The sequence below is a fragment of the Streptomyces sp. NBC_00859 genome, from assembly GCF_045161865.1.
GTDB lineage: Bacteria > Actinomycetota > Actinomycetes > Streptomycetales > Streptomycetaceae > Streptomyces.
The window spans coordinates 4,587,730-4,604,798 of record NZ_CP108826.1 but is presented as its reverse complement, the minus strand read 5'-3'; the positions used below and the strand labels follow the sequence as shown (position 1 = coordinate 4,604,798).

15 protein-coding genes and 1 pseudogene are annotated in these 17,069 nt (G+C 71.6%); 3 read left to right on the top strand and 13 right to left on the bottom strand.

Annotation, left to right across the window (positions count from 1 at the left end; all coding sequences use genetic code 11):
* Positions 1-89: 89 nt before the first annotated feature.
* Positions 90-1,211 carry a lipid II:glycine glycyltransferase FemX gene (locus OG584_RS20065; protein WP_405779674.1) on the top strand — a complete coding sequence of 374 codons (1,122 nt, stop codon included), beginning with the start codon at positions 90-92 and terminating at the stop codon, positions 1,209-1,211.
* Between the two features lie 65 nt (positions 1,212-1,276).
* Here the strand turns inward: OG584_RS20065 and OG584_RS20060 are convergent, their stop codons facing one another.
* A complete protein-coding gene (locus OG584_RS20060; protein WP_405784175.1) occupies positions 1,277-1,861 on the bottom strand; it encodes a flavodoxin family protein in 585 nt (194 codons plus the stop codon).
* A gap of 391 nt (positions 1,862-2,252) precedes the next feature.
* On the opposite strand from OG584_RS20060, the gene OG584_RS20055 reads away from it, so the two are divergent.
* Positions 2,253-3,230 carry an alpha/beta hydrolase family protein gene (locus OG584_RS20055; protein WP_405779672.1) on the top strand — a complete coding sequence of 326 codons (978 nt, stop codon included), beginning with the start codon at positions 2,253-2,255 and terminating at the stop codon, positions 3,228-3,230.
* A gap of 57 nt (positions 3,231-3,287) precedes the next feature.
* On the opposite strand, the gene OG584_RS20050 is transcribed toward OG584_RS20055, so the two are convergent.
* From OG584_RS20050 to OG584_RS20010, 9 genes and pseudogenes are all read right to left on the bottom strand, one after another.
* Complete coding sequence (locus OG584_RS20050; protein WP_405779670.1) at positions 3,288-3,899, bottom strand: TetR/AcrR family transcriptional regulator; 612 nt, start codon at positions 3,897-3,899, stop codon at positions 3,288-3,290.
* Positions 3,887-4,627: an enoyl-CoA hydratase family protein gene (locus OG584_RS20045; RefSeq protein ID WP_405779669.1), complete on the bottom strand. Its 741-nt coding sequence runs from the start codon at positions 4,625-4,627 to the stop codon at positions 3,887-3,889. Before OG584_RS20045 ends, OG584_RS20050 begins: the two co-directional genes overlap by 13 nt.
* A complete protein-coding gene (locus tag OG584_RS20040; protein WP_405779668.1) occupies positions 4,624-6,285 on the bottom strand; it encodes a 4-coumarate--CoA ligase family protein in 1,662 nt (553 codons plus the stop codon). The genes OG584_RS20045 and OG584_RS20040 overlap by 4 nt, the downstream gene beginning before the upstream one ends.
* 86 nt (positions 6,286-6,371) lie before the next feature.
* Positions 6,372-7,553, bottom strand: a complete 1,182-nt coding sequence (locus OG584_RS20035; protein ID WP_405779666.1) for an acyl-CoA dehydrogenase family protein — start codon at positions 7,551-7,553, stop codon at positions 6,372-6,374.
* Between the two features lie 2 nt (positions 7,554-7,555).
* A complete protein-coding gene (locus tag OG584_RS20030) occupies positions 7,556-9,559 on the bottom strand; it encodes an acetyl/propionyl/methylcrotonyl-CoA carboxylase subunit alpha (RefSeq protein WP_405784174.1) in 2,004 nt (667 codons plus the stop codon).
* 8 nt (positions 9,560-9,567) lie between these two features.
* Complete coding sequence (locus OG584_RS20025) at positions 9,568-11,169, bottom strand: acyl-CoA carboxylase subunit beta (protein WP_405779665.1); 1,602 nt, start codon at positions 11,167-11,169, stop codon at positions 9,568-9,570.
* Positions 11,170-11,287: 118 nt separating this feature from the next.
* Positions 11,288-12,997: an acyclic terpene utilization AtuA family protein gene (locus OG584_RS20020; RefSeq protein WP_405779663.1), complete on the bottom strand. Its 1,710-nt coding sequence runs from the start codon at positions 12,995-12,997 to the stop codon at positions 11,288-11,290.
* Positions 12,994-13,784, bottom strand: a pseudogene (locus tag OG584_RS20015) (TIGR03084 family metal-binding protein). Before OG584_RS20015 ends, OG584_RS20020 begins: the two are co-directional and overlap by 4 nt.
* A 123-nt stretch (positions 13,785-13,907) precedes the next feature.
* Positions 13,908-14,225, bottom strand: a complete 318-nt coding sequence (locus tag OG584_RS20010) for a hypothetical protein (RefSeq protein WP_405779661.1) — start codon at positions 14,223-14,225, stop codon at positions 13,908-13,910.
* A gap of 94 nt (positions 14,226-14,319) precedes the next feature.
* On the opposite strand from OG584_RS20010, the gene OG584_RS20005 reads away from it, so the two are divergent.
* Positions 14,320-15,186 carry a LysR family transcriptional regulator gene (locus OG584_RS20005; RefSeq protein WP_405779659.1) on the top strand — a complete coding sequence of 289 codons (867 nt, stop codon included), beginning with the start codon at positions 14,320-14,322 and terminating at the stop codon, positions 15,184-15,186.
* Between the two features lie 133 nt (positions 15,187-15,319).
* On the opposite strand, the gene OG584_RS20000 is transcribed toward OG584_RS20005, so the two are convergent.
* The 3 genes from OG584_RS20000 to OG584_RS19990 form a co-directional block, all read right to left on the bottom strand.
* Complete coding sequence (locus tag OG584_RS20000; protein ID WP_405779657.1) at positions 15,320-15,565, bottom strand: hypothetical protein; 246 nt, start codon at positions 15,563-15,565, stop codon at positions 15,320-15,322.
* A complete protein-coding gene (locus OG584_RS19995; protein ID WP_405779655.1) occupies positions 15,549-15,800 on the bottom strand; it encodes a DUF6400 family protein in 252 nt (83 codons plus the stop codon). Before OG584_RS19995 ends, OG584_RS20000 begins: the two co-directional genes overlap by 17 nt.
* 294 nt (positions 15,801-16,094) lie before the next feature.
* Positions 16,095-17,021, bottom strand: coding sequence for an EamA family transporter (locus OG584_RS19990; RefSeq protein WP_405784172.1), 927 nt, complete (start codon positions 17,019-17,021; stop codon positions 16,095-16,097).
* Positions 17,022-17,069: the final 48 nt, after the last annotated feature.

Here is a 17,069-nt window from a genome sequence, read left to right as displayed (position 1 = left end):
GGGCAGCGCGCCCGACCTCCGAGGAACAGAAGTGCTCCACCAGTAGGCTGCCGTTGGGGGGCCGCAGCCCATTGCCGAGGAGCATCCGCATGACCCTTCGCCTGAGGACCATCAGCCGGGACGAGCACCTGGCGTTCGTCGGCAGCCTGCCCTCGGCGAGCCACATGCAGGTGCCGTCCTGGGGCGACGTAAAACCCGACTGGCGGGCGGAGAGCCTCGGATGGACCGACGAGTCGGACCGGATCGTCGGCACTGCTCTCGTCCTCTACCGGCCGCTGCCGAAGATCAAGCGGTACCTCGCCTACCTGCCCGAAGGTCCGGCCATCGACTGGCACGACGCCGGACTCGGCAGATGGCTGCACCCGCTGCTGGCCCATCTGAAGTCCCAGGGCGCCTTCACGGTGAAGATGGGGCCGCCCGTCATCGCACGCCGCTGGGACGCGGCCACCGTCAAGGACGCGATCGCGGATCCGGGGACCCACCGTCTGGGTGACGTCGAGGCCACCACCCACGATCCCCGGGCCATCGAGCTGACGGACCGGCTGCGGGACATGGGCTGGCGGCAGTCCGGCGGGGACCACGAGGACGGATTCGCCGCCGGTCAGCCGCGGTACGTCTTCCAACTCCCCCTCGCCGACCGCTCGCTGGACGACATCCAGCGCGGGTTCAACCAGCTGTGGCGGCGCAACGTCAGGAAGGCCGAGAAGGCCGGCGTCAAGGTCGTCCAGGGCGACTACGACGACCTGACCACCTTCTACGGGCTCTACGCCGAGACCGCTGCCCGCGATCAGTTCATGCCCCGCCCACTGGAGTACTTCCAGCGCATGTGGAAGGCCCTGACCGCCGAAGACCCCGGCCGGATGCGCCTCTACCTCGCCGAGCACGACGGGGAAGTGCTGGCCGCCGCCACCATGCTCACCGTCGGCGGGCACGTCTGGTACTCCTACGGAGCCTCCACCAGCCGCAAACGCGAGGTGCAGCCGAACAACGCCATCCAGTGGCAGATGATCCGCGACGCCCACGCGATGGGCGCGTCCGTCTACGACTTCCGCGGTACGACCGACACGCTGGACGAGAGCAACCACCTGCTCGGCCTCCTCCGCTTCAAGGTCGGCACCGGCGGACAGGCGGCCGAGTACGTCGGCGAGTGGGACTTCCCGCTCAACAAGCTGCTGCACAAGGCATTCGACGTCTACATGTCACGGCGTTAGGCCGTTGTCCGCACCCTGACCGGCTCCGCCCGGCGTGGCCCGCTGGTGCCGCACCCCACCACCTGTCACTGCTCGTCGTAGGGAAAGCGGGCGAGGGGTGCCTCCTGCGAGAAGAACGTCTTGGCCCGTGCGGCCGCCCGCTCGTCCGTGAGTACCTGGCCCGGCCGGGAACCGTTGCCGAGCAGCACGCCGCCGAACCGCATGCCCATGTAGGCCGCCGTGTGGTGCAGCGTGAGGGCCAGCGGTTCGGCGACCACCTCTTCGCGGTGCGCCATCACCGTCACGCCCCACAGCGTGCGCCCGGACATCCTGGCCCTGAAGCCGGCGTCCGGAGTGGACAGCCACTTCGACCAGTAGTCGAGGTAGCGCTTGGTTGAGGACGACACCGAGTACCAGTAGAGCGGCGAGGCGATCACGAGGTCGGTGGCCGCGACCGTCGCCTCCCGCAGCAACACCTCATCGCTCTCCCCGTCGGGCCGCGAGCCCGGTGCGAGGCGGGAGTCGCTGTAGTCGGGCAGGCGAAGCTGCGCCAGGTTCAGCCAGCGCTGCTCGGTGTCGCCCGGCAGTTGCTCCGCTGCCGCGCGGGCCAGCAGTTCGGTGTTGCCGTCCATCCGGGCGCTGCCGAGGACGAAGAGGAACGAGCGGGCCATGGCGTGCTCCAGGGTCGGCCCGGGGGCTTCGGCATCCACCTCTGACATCCGCCGTTCGGCAGTCGCCGTTCCCCCGGTCAGCGGCTGAGTTCTGCGGTACCAACCGCTGTCCGTCCGCCGGTATTCCGGCAGGGCCCAGGGCCTCTCCCACCCTGGCACCCGTGGCACCACTGGTGCCGGGACGCACTCGTTGACAAAGCGGAACGGTGCTCCGTATATTAATCGGAACGACGCTCCGCTTTTCGTGCGGCGCTGAACCCGGGCAATCCTGCGCTCCCTGCCCGCTGCCCGCTGCCCGGCGAACCGAACCGGCGAACTGGGCCGACGGCAGAGCCAGGCACAGGCCGGGCGGAGCCCATCGAGCGGAGCCCATCACATGGAAGGACACGTCATGAGTGAGTCCACCCGCCCCACCGACACCTACGGCACACCCGTCCCCGCCCCTACCTCCGCACCCGTCTTCTCGGTCGCCCCGGTAGTGCTGCCGGCCCCCGACCGGGCCGTGGATCTGGAGGTACGGGTCACCGCGCCGGTGACCGGGAGCGACCTGCCGGTCATCCTCCTCTCGCACGGCCAGGGCCACTCGAACCACCTCTCCTCGCTGAACGGTTACGCCCCCCTCGTCAACTACTGGGCGGCGCACGGCTTCGCCGTGATTCAGCCCACCCATCTGAGCTCCAGCACACTGACCCTGGATCCCGGGGACCCCGAGGCACCGCTGTACTGGCGGTCGCGGGCCGAGGACATGAAGCGCGTACTCGACCAGCTCGACGCGATCGGGGCCGCCGTCCCGCAGCTGCTCGGACGTCTGGACCCGAGCAGGGTCGCCGTGGCCGGTCACTCCATGGGCGGACACACCGCCGGTCTGCTGCTCGGCGCGCGGACCACGGACCCCCACGACGGGGCGGAAGTCGATCTGGCGGAGCCCCGGATCAAGGCAGGGGTACTGCTTGCCGCACCCGGCCGGGGCGGCGACGCCCTCAGCGAGTTCACGGCCAGGAATTACCCCATCTTCCTGACCAACGACTTCTCCGGAATGACGACGCCCACGCTCGTGGTCGCCGGCGACAAGGACCTGTCCGCCCATCTGACGGTCGCGGGCGCGGACTGGCACGCCGATCCCTACTTCCTCTCCCCGGGCCCCAAAGCGCTGCTCACCCTGTTCGACGCGGAGCACGGGCTCGGAGGCATCTCCGGGTACGACGTCGCCGAGACCACCGACGAGAGCCCCGAGCGGGTCTCCGCCGTCCAGCGGCTCACCTGGGCCTACCTCCGCAGTGAGCTGTACCCCGGGGACACCTCCTGGCGGACGGCACGGGAAGCGCTGGCGGCCGGGCCCGCGCCGCTCGGACGGGTCGACTCCAAGTAGTCCGGGCCGTACGGGACACCCCGCCCCGGCGAGGACACCCCGGCGACGGCGCCACTCTCACCCCAGCGCCCGCTCCACCAGCTCACCCCACTGGGCCACCACCCGCTCCCGCCGCTCCCCGTCGTCCGTGAGCAGGTTCGCGAGACCCAGCCCCCGCGCCATGTCCAGCAGGCCCTGCACGGTCTCCCGTACACCGGGCACGGACTCGTCGGCGCGCAGGAGCCGGACGGCGATCCGGTGCGACTCGCGGCCCACCCGCGCCTCCAGCTCGGTGACGCGGGCATGCAGCTGCGGTTCGTTCGACGCAGCCACCCACAGGTGCAGGGCGGCGCGGAACAGCGGGCCCGTGTAGAGGTCGACGAGCGCCGCCACCACCGTGCGGCGGTCCTGCGGAGGCAGCGTCCGCAGGGCGGTGGACCGCTCCTCCGCCACGTACTCGACCGCGGCCGTGAACAGGTCCTCGCGGGTGGGGAAATGGTGCTGGGCCGCGCCCCGGGAGACACCCGCGCGTTCCGCCACGGCGGAGACGGTCGACCCTGTCCAGCCGTGTTCGGCCAGGCAGGACACGGCGGCCTCCAGCAGACGCTGCCGGGTGGCGCGGCTGCGGTCCTGCTTGGGGCCCCGGACCGTGCCGCCGTTACCGCTCCCCGGGTCGGTCACAACACCCATGCGGGCTCCCGTCGTTCGAGGAAGGCCTGTACGCCCTCGCGCGCCTGGGCGGACGCGAAGAGGGACGCCGAGTGGGCGATGAGGTCTTCCGTTCTGCGGTCGAAGTTCTCCAGCACCGTAGCGGTGACCAGGGACTTCGATGCGGCCAGGCCCTGCGGCGAGGCCCGGCGCAGGCCATCGATGACGGGAGCGAGCGCGGCGTCCACGTCCTGGGCGGCGCCGGTGATCAGCCCCGTACGGGCTGCTTCGGCACCGTCGAACCGTTCGCCGGTGAGGTAGTAGCGGGCCGCGGCCCGTGCGTCCATGCGTGGCAGCAGCGGCATCGAGATGACGGCGGGGGCCAGGCCGAGCCGGGACTCGGTGAACGCGAAGGTGGCACCGGGGCCCGCCATCGCGATGTCGCAGGACCCCAGCAGCCCCAGCCCGCCGGCGCGGACATGGCCGGTGACCCGGGCCACGACCGGCCGGGGGCACGCGACAATCGACCGCATCAGCCGTACGAACGCCGCCGGTTCGGGCGGCTCCCTGAGGTCCGCCCCCGCGCAGAACGTGTTCCCGGTGTGGGTGAGGACCACCGCGCGTACCGAATCACCGGCGGCCGACAGCGCCTCCTCCAGCTCGCCCACCAGGCGCGCGGAGAGCGCGTTGCGGTTGTGCGGCGCGTCCAGCGTCAGGGTGGTGATCCCCCGGTCGTGCGCCGTCCGGACCGTGCTGGGCGTCGGCGTCACGCGCTTCCCCTCCTCGTCCGCTCCGCACCGGCCGCGCCCTGGTCGGCGCTCCCGGCCCCGCTCGGGCCGCCGGCCACCTCGCCGCCGGTCCGGCGCTCCCGCTCCCGCAGCTCGCGCCGGAGGATCTTGCCGGAGGTGGCGCGCGGCACGGCGTCGATGAACTCCACCCGCCGGATCTTCTTGTACGGGGCGACGCGCCCCGCGACGTACGCCATCAGCTCCTCCTCCGTGAGGTCCACCGACGCCTGACGGACGGCGAACGCCATGGGCACTTCGTTGCCGTCCTCGTCGTACACCCCGATGACCGCGGCGTCGGCGACGGCCGGATGGGTGAGGATCAGTGCTTCCAGCTCGGCGGGAGCCACCTGGAAGCCCTTGTACTTGATGAGTTCCTTGACCCGGTCGACGATGAAGAGCCAGCCGTCCTCGTCGACCCGGCCGACGTCCCCGGTGTGCACCCAGCCGTCAGCGTCGATCATCTCGGCAGTGGCTTCGGGACGGCCCAGATAGCCCTTCATCACCTGGGGGCCGCGGATGGCGACCTCGCCCTCCTCTCCGACACCCAGATCACGCTCCGGACCCTCCAGCGAGAGGATGCGCATCTCGGTGCAGGGGAACAGCTTTCCGACCGTTCCCGGGGGCGGGTCCACCGCGTCCAGCGGGACGACATGGGTACCAGGTGACAGCTCCGTCATGCCGTACGCCTGGCACACCGGCGGGAGCCCGAGCCTGGCCGAACACGCGGCGGCCAGCGAGGAGTCCAGGGGGGCGGCGGCGCTGACGATGTACTCCAGCGACGACAGGTCGTAGCGTGCGACGGACGGATGCTTGGCGAGGGCGAGGACGATCGGCGGGGCCACGTAGAGGCCGCTGATGCGGTGCTTCTCGATGGCGGACAGGAACTGGCCGAGCTCGAACCGGGGCAGCACCACCACCGTCGCGCCGTACCGCAGCGGTGCGTTGAGCAGCGCGGTGAGACCGTAGATGTGAAAGAACGGCAGCACGGCGAGGATGCGCTCGCCCGGCCCCATGCGCGCGAACGGGTGCAGCTGCGCCAGGTTCGTGGAGACGGACCGGTGGGTGAGCATGACGCCCTTGGGGGTACCGGTGGTGCCCGAGGAGTAGGGCAGTACGGCGACGTCGTCCGCGGGGTCGATGACGACCTCCGGGGCGCGCTCCCCGGATGCGGGCGGGTCGAGCACGGAGCGGTGGCCTTCCGCCCGGTCGCAGACGAATATCTCCTCGACTCCGCCCGCCAGTTCGGCCGCCCGGCGCGCCACGTCGAGCAGCCGTGACACGGTGATGATCCAGCGCGCGGCGGAGTCCCGCAGCTGTTTGGCGAACTCATCCGGTGTGGCGAGCGGGTGCACGGTGGTGACCGTGGCACCCGCCCGGCTCGCCCCGTGGAAGACCGCCGGGTAGGCGATGCTGTTGGGGCTGTGCAGGGCTACGACATCGCCCTTGCGCAACCCGGCGGCGCTCAGCCCGGCGGCGACCGACTTGTGGGCGGCGTCGAGTTGGCGGTAGGTGACGGTGGTGCCGTCCACCGCGTCGATCAGCGCTGGGGTGTCGCCGTACTCCTGGGCCCGGCCCAGGACGGCTTCGTGGACGGGCCGGTCGACGACCGGGACGTCTTCGTACTCACTGCGGAACAACACCGGACTCGCTCCCGTCGGTAGGACTGCCAGTGCGGTCGCCGGCAGGACTGGTGGCAGGAGTGCCAACAGGGCTGCCGGCAGGGCTCTCAGTAGGACTTGGGCAGGCCGAGGGACTGGTGGGACACGAAGTTGAGGATCATCTCCCGGCTGACCGGCGCGATCCGCGCCACCCGGGACGCGGTGATGAGCGCCGCCAGGCCGTACTCGCGGGTGAGGCCGTTGCCGCCGAGGGTGTGCACGGACTGGTCGACGGCCTTCACGCAGGCCTCCCCCGCCGCGTACTTGGCCATATTGGCGGCCTCGCCCGCGCCCAGGTCGTCACCCGCGTCGTAGAGCGCGGCGGCCTTCTGCATCATGAGGCGGGCCAGTTCGAGCTCGATGTGGGACTGGGCGAGTGGATGCGCGATGGCCTGATGGGAGCCGATGGGTTCCCTCCAGACCTGTCGCGTCTTCGCGTAGTCGACGGCCTTCGCCAGCGCGTAGCGGCCCATGCCGATCGCGAAGGCGGCGGTCATGATCCGTTCGGGGTTGAGCCCGGCGAACAGCTGGAGCAGCCCGGCGTCCTCGTCACCGATCAGTGCGTCGGCAGGCAGCCGCACGTCGTCGAGGACCAGCTCGAACTGCTTCTCCGGCGCCTGGATCTCCATATCGATCTGCGTACGCTGGAATCCGGGGGCGTCACGGGGCACCAGGAAGAGGCACGGCTTGAGTCGCCCGGTCCTGGAGTCCTCGGTGCGCCCGACGATGAGGGTCGCATCGGCCATGTCGACGCCGGATATGAAGACCTTGCGCCCGGTGAGCAGCCAGTCGCCCCCTTCGGCGCGGCGGGCGGTGGTCGTGATGCGGTGCGAGTTGGACCCGGCGTCCGGTTCGGTGATGCCGAAGGCGAGCGTGAGTGAGCCGTCCGCGAGGCCGGGGAGCCATCGCTGCTTCTGCTCGTCCGTGCCGAAGCGGGCGATGACCGTGCCGCAGATGGCGGGCGAGACGACCATCATCAGGAGCGGACACCCCGCCGCACCCAACTCCTCCAGCACGATGGAGAGTTCGCCGATGCCGCAGCCTCCGCCGCCGTACTCCTCGGGGAGACTCACCCCGAGGTAGCCGAGCTTCGCCGCGTCGGCCCACAGGGCCTGCCGGTCGTAGTCGCGGTGGCTCGTACCCGCGTGGCGCCTGCCGAGGGCGGCGACGGCCGCGCGCAGGGCCGCACGTTCCTCGGTCTCGACCGCCGTGCTCCCGATACGAGTGCCGGTGCCAGTGCCAGTGCTCATACTCATGACTCCAGGGCCTCCTGTATGCCGCGTGCGTCCTGTGTTGCCCGAGCGTCCTGTGCTTCCTGTGCTTCCTGTGTTTCCTGTACGACGGCGAGCAGTGCGCCGACCTCGACCTGGCGGCCGGGGGTGGCGTGCAGCTCGGTGAGGGTGCCGGAGGCGGGGGCGGTGATGCGGTGCTCCATCTTCATGGCCTCCAGCCAGATCAGGGGCCGGCCCGCGCTGACCGCGTCCCCCACGGCAAGCCCTTCGGCGACCCGGACGACCGTGCCGGGCATCGGCGCGAGCAGCGAGCCCGGCGCGGTACGGGCCGCCGGGTCGGGGAAGCGGGGCAGCCGCGTGAGGGTGTGCGGGCCGACATGGGCGCGGTCGCCGTGCACCTCGACGTCGAAGTGCCGCAGCACCCCGCCGGTTTCGAGCGACACGCGCTGCGGCGTGGCAGCGACCAGCCGAATGCCCGGGAACCCGTCGGCGAGCAACCCGTCCCGGGTGAGGCGGTAGCGGATCTCGTACTCGGCGCCGTCGGGTTCGCGGCGGTAGGTCTTGCTCTGCGGCTGGGACGGTACGTTGCGCCACCCGCCGATCCTGGCGTTCGCGGCGTCCGCGAGGGCCGCGGCGAGAGCGGCGAGCGCCGCGTCCTGACCGGGTGCGGTGGCGGTGAGTCCGGGAAGGTGCCGGTCGTAGAAACCGGTGTCGAGGCGGGCCGCGGTGAAGTCCGGGTGGCGCAGGGACCGTACGAGCAGGTCGCGGTTGGTGACCGGGCCGTGGATACGGGCCCTTTCGAGGGCGTACGCGAGTGCGCGGAGCGCTTCCGTACGGGTGGGGGCATGGGCGATGACCTTCGCGAGCATCGGGTCGTAGTGGATGCCGACGGTGTCACCGCCCGCGTACCCGGTGTCCAGGCGAACGGTGGTGCCGGACGCCGTACCGGCGGCCGCTTCGCCGGTACCGGGCACGTCGAGGCGGTGCAGGGCACCGGTCTGCGGTGCCCATCCGGCCGCCGGGTCCTCCGCGTACAGCCGGGCCTCCACCGCGTGGCCGTGCGGTGCCGGCGGGCCACCGGGCGGAAGCGGTTCGCCCTCCGCGGTCCGGAGCTGGAGTGCGACCAGGTCCAGGCCGAACACGGCCTCGGTCACCGGGTGTTCCACCTGGAGCCGGGTGTTCATCTCCAGGAAGTACGCCCGGTCGCCGCTCTCCGTGACGAGGAACTCCACGGTCCCCGCGCCCCGGTAATCCACCGCGCGGGCCGCGGTGGTGGCGGCCTCGTGCAGCGTGCGGCGCAGGGCGTCGGGGAGCCCGGGAGCGGGGGCCTCCTCGATGACCTTCTGGTGGCGGCGCTGGAGGGAGCAGTCCCGGGTGCCGAGCGCCCAGACGGTGCCGTGAGCGTCGGCCATGATCTGGACCTCGACATGACGGCCGCGCTCCACATACGGCTCGGCGAACACCTCACCGTCCCCGAAGGCCGACCTCGCCTCGGCCGCGGCAGCCGTCATCTCGGCTTCCAGCGCGCCGAGTTCACGTACGAGGCGCATCCCGCGCCCGCCGCCGCCGGCCGCCGCCTTGAGCAGCAGCGGCAGATCGGCGGCCGTGGCGCCGGCCGGGTCGACAGGGGCCAGGAGGGGGACCCCGGCGCCCGCCATGAGCTTCTTGGCGCGGGTCTTGGAGGCCATCGCCTCGATCGCGCCGGGGGTGGGGCCGACCCAGGTGAGCCCGGCGCCGGCGACCGCGCGGGCGAATCCGGCGTTCTCGGAGAGGAAGCCGTAGCCGGGGTGGACGGCATCGGCTCCCGCCGTGCGGGCCGCTGCGACGATGAGGTCGCCACGGAGATAGGTGTCGGCGGGGGCGGCCCCCGGCAGCCGTACGGCGGTGTCCGCCTCCCGTACGTGCAGCGCGTCCGCGTCGGCGTCGGAGAAGACGGCCACGGTGGCGATGCCCAGGGCACGGCAGGTGCGGAAGATCCGGCAGGCGATCTCACCGCGGTTGGCGACAAGGAGGGAGGTGATCATCTTCGTCCTCACATCCGGAAGATGCCGAAGCCGCCGCGGGCGCCCTCGACCGGTGCGTTGTGGATGGCGGACAGACACAGTCCGAGAACCGTCCTGGTGTCGCGCGGATCGATGACCCCGTCGTCGTACAGCCGCCCGGAAAGGAAGGCCGGCAGGGACTCCGACTCGATCTGCTGCTCCACGACGGCGCGCAGCGCGGCGTCCGCCTCTTCGTCGTACGGCTGCCCCTTGGCCAGCGCGGAGGCGCGGGCGACGATCGAGAGCACTCCCGCCAGCTGCTGCGGTCCCATCACAGCGGACTTGGCGCTGGGCCAGGCGAAGAGGAACCGGGGATCGTAGGCGCGCCCGCACATGCCGTAGTGGCCGGCGCCGTAGGAGGCGCCCATCAGGACGGAGAGGTGCGGGACCTTCGAGTTCGAGACGGCATTGATCATCATGGCGCCGTGTTTGATGATGCCGCCCTGCTCGTACTCCTTGCCGACCATATAGCCGGTGGTGTTGTGCAGGAAGATCAGCGGGATGTCGCGCTGGTTCGCCAACTGGATGAACTGGGCGGCCTTCTGGGACTCCTCGGAGAAGAGGACACCCTGCGCGTTGGCGAGAATACCGACCGGGTAGCCGTGCAGTTCGGCCCAGCCGGTGACCAGGCTCGGCCCGTAGAGCGGCTTGAACGCGTCGAAGTCCGAGCCGTCGGTGATCCGCGCGATGACCTCGTGCGGGTCGAACGGGGTCTTCAGATCGCCGGGAACGATGCCGAGCAGCTCCTCCTCGTCGTGCTGGGGCGGCGCCACAGGGCCTGGCGGATCCGGCTGCGCCTTGCGCCAGTTGAGGCGGGCGACGACGCGGCGGGCCTGGCGCAGCGCGTCGGGCTCGTCGAGCGCCAGGTAGTCGGCGAGACCGGAGACCCGGGCGTGCATCTCTGCACCGCCGAGCGATTCGTCGTCGGACTCCTCACCGGTCGCCATCTTGACCAGCGGGGGCCCGCCGAGGAAGACCTTCGACCGCTCCTTGATCATGATCACGTGGTCGGACATGCCCGGCACGTACGCGCCGCCCGCTGTGGAGTTCCCGAAGACCACGGCGATCGTGGGGATCCCGGCGGCGGAGAGCCGGGTGATGTCCCGGAAGAGCGCGCCGCCGGGGATGAAGATCTCCTTCTGTGACGGGAGGTCGGCCCCTCCGGACTCGACGAGGCTGATGCACGGGAGGCGGTTGGCGTACGCGATCTCATTGGCCCGGAAGGCCTTCTTCAGTGTCCAGGGGTTGCTGGCACCGCCGCGCACTGTGGGGTCGTTCGCGGTGATCAGGCACTCGACGCCCTCGACGGTGCCGATTCCGGTGATCATGGAGGCGCCGAGTGGGTAGTCGGTGCCCCAGGCGGCGAGCGGGGACAGCTCCAGGAAGGGCGTGTCGGGGTCGATCAGCAGCTCGACGCGTTCACGGGCGAGCATCTTGCCGCGTTTGCGGTGGCGTTCGGTGTACTTCTCCCCGCCGCCCGCGAGCGCCTTGGTGTGCTCGGTCTCCAGGTCGGCGAGTTTGGCGAGCATGGCCTCGCGGTGGGCGGTGTACTCGGGGGAAGCGGGGTCGATGGTGGTGCGGAGGGTGGTCAACCGGAACTCCTTGAATGAGGACGGACGCGTGCTCCCGCCCGCCCGCCCGCACGGCGCATGAGGGGGCGGCTTGTCCGAGGGTGCGGGGGAAAGGGGGACGGGGATGCCGGAGCGGGCCTCACCGGCGGAGGCTGCCCGGGGCGTCCAGGACCTCCGCCGGCACGTCCAGCAGCCGGCTCCGCAGCCACTCCCCCACCCCCTTCCCCTGCGCGTCGAACCGTTCCTGCGCCGCGACCCCTTCCCCCAGCAGCCCTTCCACCACGAAGTTCAACGCCCGCAGGTTCGGCAGCACATGGCGCGTGACCACCAGGCCCCGCGTCTCGGGCAGCAGCTCCTGGAACCGCGCGACGGTGAGGGCGTGGGCCAGCCAGCGCCACGCCGTGTCCGTCCGGACCCACACGCCCACGTTCACGTCCCCGCCCTTGTCCCCGCTGCGGGCCCCGGCGACCCGCCCGAGCGGAACCCGCCGTACACCGCTCCCCGCGGGCAGCGGCTCGGGAAGGGGCGGCTCGCCGACCGCCGACAGCTCCGCCGTACGGGAGGGTCCTGGCACCACCACCCTTTCCCCGTCCGGCAGTACGGCCAGCTGCTCCACCGCTTCCCGCTCCACGTACACCGCGTCGAAGACCCCGTACGGCGTGCCCTTGCCCGGTGGAGCGGTCACATGGAAGCCGGGGTAGCTGGCGAGCGCCAGCTCGATCGCCGCCCCGCTGACCACCCGTCCGACCGCCTCCTGGTCGCTGTCGCGCACCACGAGGCGGAGCAGCGCGCTCGCGCACTCCTCGGTTTCGGCGTCGGCGTGATCCGTGCGCACCAGATCCCACCGCACGCCCGCCGGGCGCGACGTGCCCGCCGCCCCGAAGGCGTCCTCCACCTGTTCGCGGACCAGCGCCGCCTTGGCCTCGATGTCGAGCCCGGTGAGTACGAATACGACCTCGTTGCGCCAGCCGCCGATCCGGGTGACCCCCGCCTTGAGCACGGCGGGCGGCGCCTCCCCCCGTACACCCGATATCCGCACCCGGTCGGGGCCGTCCTGCGTCAGCCGTACGGTGTCGAGCCGGGCCGTGACGTCGGGGCCCGCGTACCGGGCTCCGGCCGTCTCGTAGAGCAGTTGCGCGGTGACCGTCCCGATGTCGACCGTCCCGCCCGTACCGTCGTGCTTGGTGATGACGGCTGACCCGTCGGCGCCGATCTCCGCGACGGGGAAACCGGGGTGGCGTACGTCGTGCCCGGTGAAGAAGGAGTAGTTGCCGCCGGTCGCCTGGGTCCCGCACTCCAGTACATGCCCGGCGACCACCGCACCGGCCAGCCGGTCGAGGTCGTCGGGCTGCCAGCCGAAGTGCCAGGCTGCGGGTCCGGTGACCAGCGCCGCGTCCGTCACCCGGCCCGTGACCACCACATCGGCACCGCTCCTGAGACACTCGCTGATCCCGGCGCCGCCCAGATAGACGTTGGCGGTGAGCGCGTCATCGGTCAGGGGCAGCGCATCGCCCTCCACGTGCGCGACCCGGACCGGTACGCCGACCCGCTCACTCAACTCCCGTACGGCGCAGGCGAGTCCGGCCGGGTTGAGGCCGCCCGCATTGCTGACGATCCGCACCCCACGGTCGTGCGCCTCGCCGAGGCACTCCTCCAACTGGCGCAGGAACGTCCTGGCGTAGCCGGTACGGGGGTCCTTGAGGCGGTCACGGCCGAGGATGAGCATGGTGAGCTCGGCAAGGTAGTCCCCCGTCAGCACATCCAGCCGGCCGCCGGTGAGCATCTCCCTCATCGCGCCGAACCGGTCACCGTAGAAGCCCGACGCGTTGCCGACGCGCAGCGTCCTCATGCCGCGCCCTTCGGGGCACGTCCGGCTCCGGGCGGCCCGGCGAAGGCCTGCGCGATCCCGAGCCACCGTTCGGCGTCGGCGCCCTCCGCGCGCAGGGACAGGTCGTCGCGGTGCGCGCGCTGGGTGACCAGCAGGCAGAAGTCGAGGGCGGGCCCGGTCACGCGCTGGACTGCGTCGGCCGGCCCGTACTCCCATAGCTCACCGTCCGGCGCCGTCAACTCGACCCGGAACTCCTCGCCGGGCACCGCGAGTCCCCGCGCCCCGAAGGCGAAGTCCCGGGCCCGTACGCCGATCCGCGCCACGTGCCGCAGCCGCGCGGTGGGTTCCCGCTTCACACCGAGCGCGTCCGCCACGTCCTGGCCGTGCGCCCAGGTCTCCATCAGCCGGCCGGTGGCCATCGACGCGGTACTCATCGGCGGGCCGTACCAGGGAAACCGGGCGCCGGGCGGGGCGGTCCGCAGCGCCCCCTGAGGCGCTCGCGTCCCTCACGCCAACGGGCGAGCAGGGCAGCCGGGTTGAGCGCGGCCCCCTCCTCGGCCCCGGTGTCCACAAAGGTGTCCGGCGCGGCCAGTGCCTTCTCGACCTCCGCGCCGAATCCCTCGGGATCGGTCACCGCGATGAGCGCGGCCCGGTCGGTCCAGGCCAGGTGGGCGATCTGATGAGCGACGGTCCAGCGGGGCGCAGGGGTGACGCGCACCCACTGCTCGTCGCCCAACTCCGCTACGAGCTGGTCCAGTTCCGCGCTCTCGGCGACCAGATCATCCAGCACGGCTCCTGCATCGGACACGGGACGCTCCCTCCGGGGCACGGCTTCGTGCCCCGGAGCATGGCAGCGGGCAGGAAAACAAGCAAGCGTGCTTGCATTGTTTTTGCCGAACGGACGACGGGCGACGGAAACCGGTCCGGCCGCTCAGGTCAGCGGCTCGTGGTTGACCCAGATCGCCTTGTACGGGTAGCGGCCCTGCCAGCGCTTGATGAGGTCGACCGCCCCGGGCAGGGTGAAGGTCGCGTTCAGGGCATCGAGGTCGGTCAGGCGCAGTTGCAGGACTGCGGTGGCGACGGCCACCGGGGCGTGATCGTCGCCCGGGACGCGGATATGGGGCTGGGCCGCGAACGACTCGACCAGACCGGATCCCTGCACGAGTTCCTCGAACTCCTTGAGGTACTGGTCCAGATCACTCGCGGGAATCGGTTTGTCGAACGCTACGATCATCGTGTGGTGAATCATGCCTCCAGAAAACAGGCATTTCTCGCGCCCGTCCAAGATCTATCCGTTCTCGTTCGATGCCTGGCAGGAATGGATAGGGCGGTAGTCTTCCGACATGGCCGAGCTGGAGACCCGCGAGCTGGAGTACTTCGTCGCCGTGGCCGAGGAACTGCACTTCGGTCGCGCCGCGGCCTGCCTTGCGATCGCGCAGCCGGCCCTGTCCAAGGCGATCCGGCGACTGGAATCCTCGCTCGGAGTGAAGTTGCTGGAGCGCTCCAGCAGGCACGTCGCCCTCACCCCCGCCGGTGAAGCACTCCTGCACCATGGCCGGCACGCACTCAACGCTGTCAGCGCGGCTGCCGAGAAGACCCGCCGGGCCGGCGATCGGCAAGCCCACCTGCGCCTGGTGATCAAACCCGGCGGTGACGCAAACCTCCTGTCCGGGATCCTGGCCGCCTACGCCGACCAGCCCGATGCCCGCCAGGTGGACATCCTCTTCGGCGGAGCCACCGACCGTGCCGATCACGTTCGCGATGGCCGCGCTGATGTTGCCCTGCTGTACGCGCCGTTCGACGACATGACCGGCCTGGACCACGAGACGCTGATGGTCGAAGGACGTGTCGCGATCCTGCCGCCGGACCACCGGCTCGCCTCTCGCTCGGAGGTCACCCTCGCCGACCTCGCCCAGGAAACACTGCCGCGCTGGAAAGGCGTGCGCTGGACCGGAGCACCCGAAGCCGGGCCGGGGCCCGAGGTCGCGGACGCAGCCGAAGCCCTGCAAATGATCAGGCTGGGACGCACCCTCGCGATCTTGCCCCGCTCGTTGACCCAGCCCATGCACCCCGACCTGGTCTACCGGCCCGTGACCGATGCCCCCAGCAGCGAACTTGTCCTCGCGTGGTCGCAGGACGACCGCCGCCGCCTGGTCGCCTCCTTCGTCGCTGCCGCGGCAGAAGCCGCACTCCCCTACGCGGAGCGGTAGGAACCCGGTCCAGCGAGGGGCGCCCGGAGACCACTCCGCCTGCCACACGGCCGAGGGGGACGCGAGTGCGGAGACGGCGGATCAGGTCAGGAGCGGCGCCGGGCCATCGACCGCGCCAGGGGCACCCGGCGGGTCAGGAGTGGCCGACGCCCTCGCCGCGGCCGGTGACGCCGGGGCGGGTGTTCCATGACCACATGTGCGTGCACCGGGGGCACTGAAGATGGACGACCGGCCCCTTGTTGGAGATCAGGTAACGCCAGTGCTCGAAGCAGTTGCGACGGCCGGCGCAGGTCGCGCAGTGGCGCGCGTCGTCACAGACGGGGCAGGCCACCCAGGCACGACGACCGGAGTCCGCCTGCGGATCAATGGGCAGCCGCACGGCCCGGCTCCTCCCCCGGCAGGACACCGGCCGCCACCAGCATGTCGTAGGTGCGCTGCTGCTCCGCGTCCAGGCCCGAGTAGAGGAGGGCATACGCCTCTTCCTCGCCCCGGAGGGCGGCCACCGGGTCCCAGTCGGGCCCGAGCGCGGCCAGGACCTCGGCCCGTCGCCGGGTCTCGTCGAGGGTCAGGTCGAGCGTGAAGGGGGTGAGCCCGGTGCTGTTGTCCTGATTCATGGCAGTACTTCCGATGTGCTGGGGAAACTCCCACCATCTGTACCAGGCCCTCGCGCCTCCAGGGAAGGGTGACCTAAGTCGCCCGTGGTCCGGGGCTGGTGCCCGCTCCGCCCTGGCCATGGCGGGGCGCAGCCGGATCCGCCGACGGGAGCGGGCCGTTGCGAGCGCCGGACTCCGACGGGGCAGGCAGGTGCGCCCAGCAGGGTGTGACGCACTTCATGGACCGCCTCACGGCCCTTCGCCGGCACGCCGGCCCCGGCCCGCCGACCGCAGCGCCCGGCGCCCGGCCCCAGGTCACTTCCCGGTGATCTGCGTCCGTACCGCGCCCAGGCTCGCGACGATCACCAGCGCGATCGCCAGGGCGTCCAGCGCGGAGAGCGCCTGGTGCAGGACGAGGAAGCCCGCCGTCGCCGCGATGGCGGGCTCCAGGCTCATCAGGACCGCGAAGGTCGAAGCGGGCAGCCGCCGCAGTGCGAGCAGTTCCAGCGTGTACGGGAGTACGGACGACAGCACCGCCACCGCCGCACCGAGACCCAGCGTGCTCGGCACGAGGAGCTTCGAGCCCGCGTCCGCGATCCCCAGGGGCAGCATCAGCAGGGCACCGACCGTCATCGCCAGCGCCAGCCCGTCCGCGCGCGGGAAACGGGCGCCGGTGCGGGCGCTGAAGATGATGTACGCGGCCCACATCCCGCCCGCGCCGAGCGCGAAGGCCACACCGGCCAGGTCCAGGCCGCCGAAGCCGCCGCCACTCAGCAGTACCACGCCGCAGAGCGCGAGCCCGGCCCAGAGCAGGTTCACCAGCCGGCGCGAGGCGATCACCGAGAGGGCGAGCGGGCCGAGCACCTCCAGGGTCACGGCCGCACCCAGCGGGATGCGGTCGGCCGCCTGGTAGAAGAGACCGTTCATGCCGGCCATCGCGACCCCGAAGACCAGGACCGTGCCCCAGTCCGCACGTGAAAGGCCGCGCACCCGGGGCCTGCACACGGCGAGCAGCACCACCGCGGCGACGGTCAGCCGCAGCGAGACAACACCGAGCGCCCCGGCCCTGGGCATCAGCCAGACGGCGACCGCCGCACCGAACTGCACCGAGATCCCGCCGGCCAGCACCAGCCCGAGCGGCCCCAGCCGGCCACGCAGGCCGGCGGCCCCCGATTGGCCGGTGGCCGCGGATTCGCCGGTGGCGGCCGGGGCAGCGGGACGCGCGGCGGAGGGGGCGGTCAAAGAGGTGTCGAGGGCCTTGGCGTCGGCGGGGGCGATCGGATCCATGAC

Coding starts and splice junctions, on each gene's coding strand:
- OG584_RS20065 (WP_405779674.1), top strand. CDS start 90: ATGACCCTTCGCCTGAGGACCATCAGCCGGGACGAGCACCTGGCGTTC.
- OG584_RS20060 (WP_405784175.1), bottom strand. CDS start 1,861: ATGGCCCGCTCGTTCCTCTTCGTCCTCGGCAGCGCCCGGATGGACGGC.
- OG584_RS20055 (WP_405779672.1), top strand. CDS start 2,253: ATGAGTGAGTCCACCCGCCCCACCGACACCTACGGCACACCCGTCCCC.
- OG584_RS20050 (WP_405779670.1), bottom strand. CDS start 3,899: ATGGGTGTTGTGACCGACCCGGGGAGCGGTAACGGCGGCACGGTCCGG.
- OG584_RS20035 (WP_405779666.1), bottom strand. CDS start 7,553: ATGAGCACTGGCACTGGCACCGGCACTCGTATCGGGAGCACGGCGGTC.
- OG584_RS20030 (WP_405784174.1), bottom strand. CDS start 9,559: ATGATCACCTCCCTCCTTGTCGCCAACCGCGGTGAGATCGCCTGCCGG.
- OG584_RS20020 (WP_405779663.1), bottom strand. CDS start 12,997: ATGAGGACGCTGCGCGTCGGCAACGCGTCGGGCTTCTACGGTGACCGG.
- OG584_RS20010 (WP_405779661.1), bottom strand. CDS start 14,225: ATGATTCACCACACGATGATCGTAGCGTTCGACAAACCGATTCCCGCG.
- OG584_RS20005 (WP_405779659.1), top strand. CDS start 14,320: ATGGCCGAGCTGGAGACCCGCGAGCTGGAGTACTTCGTCGCCGTGGCC.
- OG584_RS19995 (WP_405779655.1), bottom strand. CDS start 15,800: ATGAATCAGGACAACAGCACCGGGCTCACCCCCTTCACGCTCGACCTG.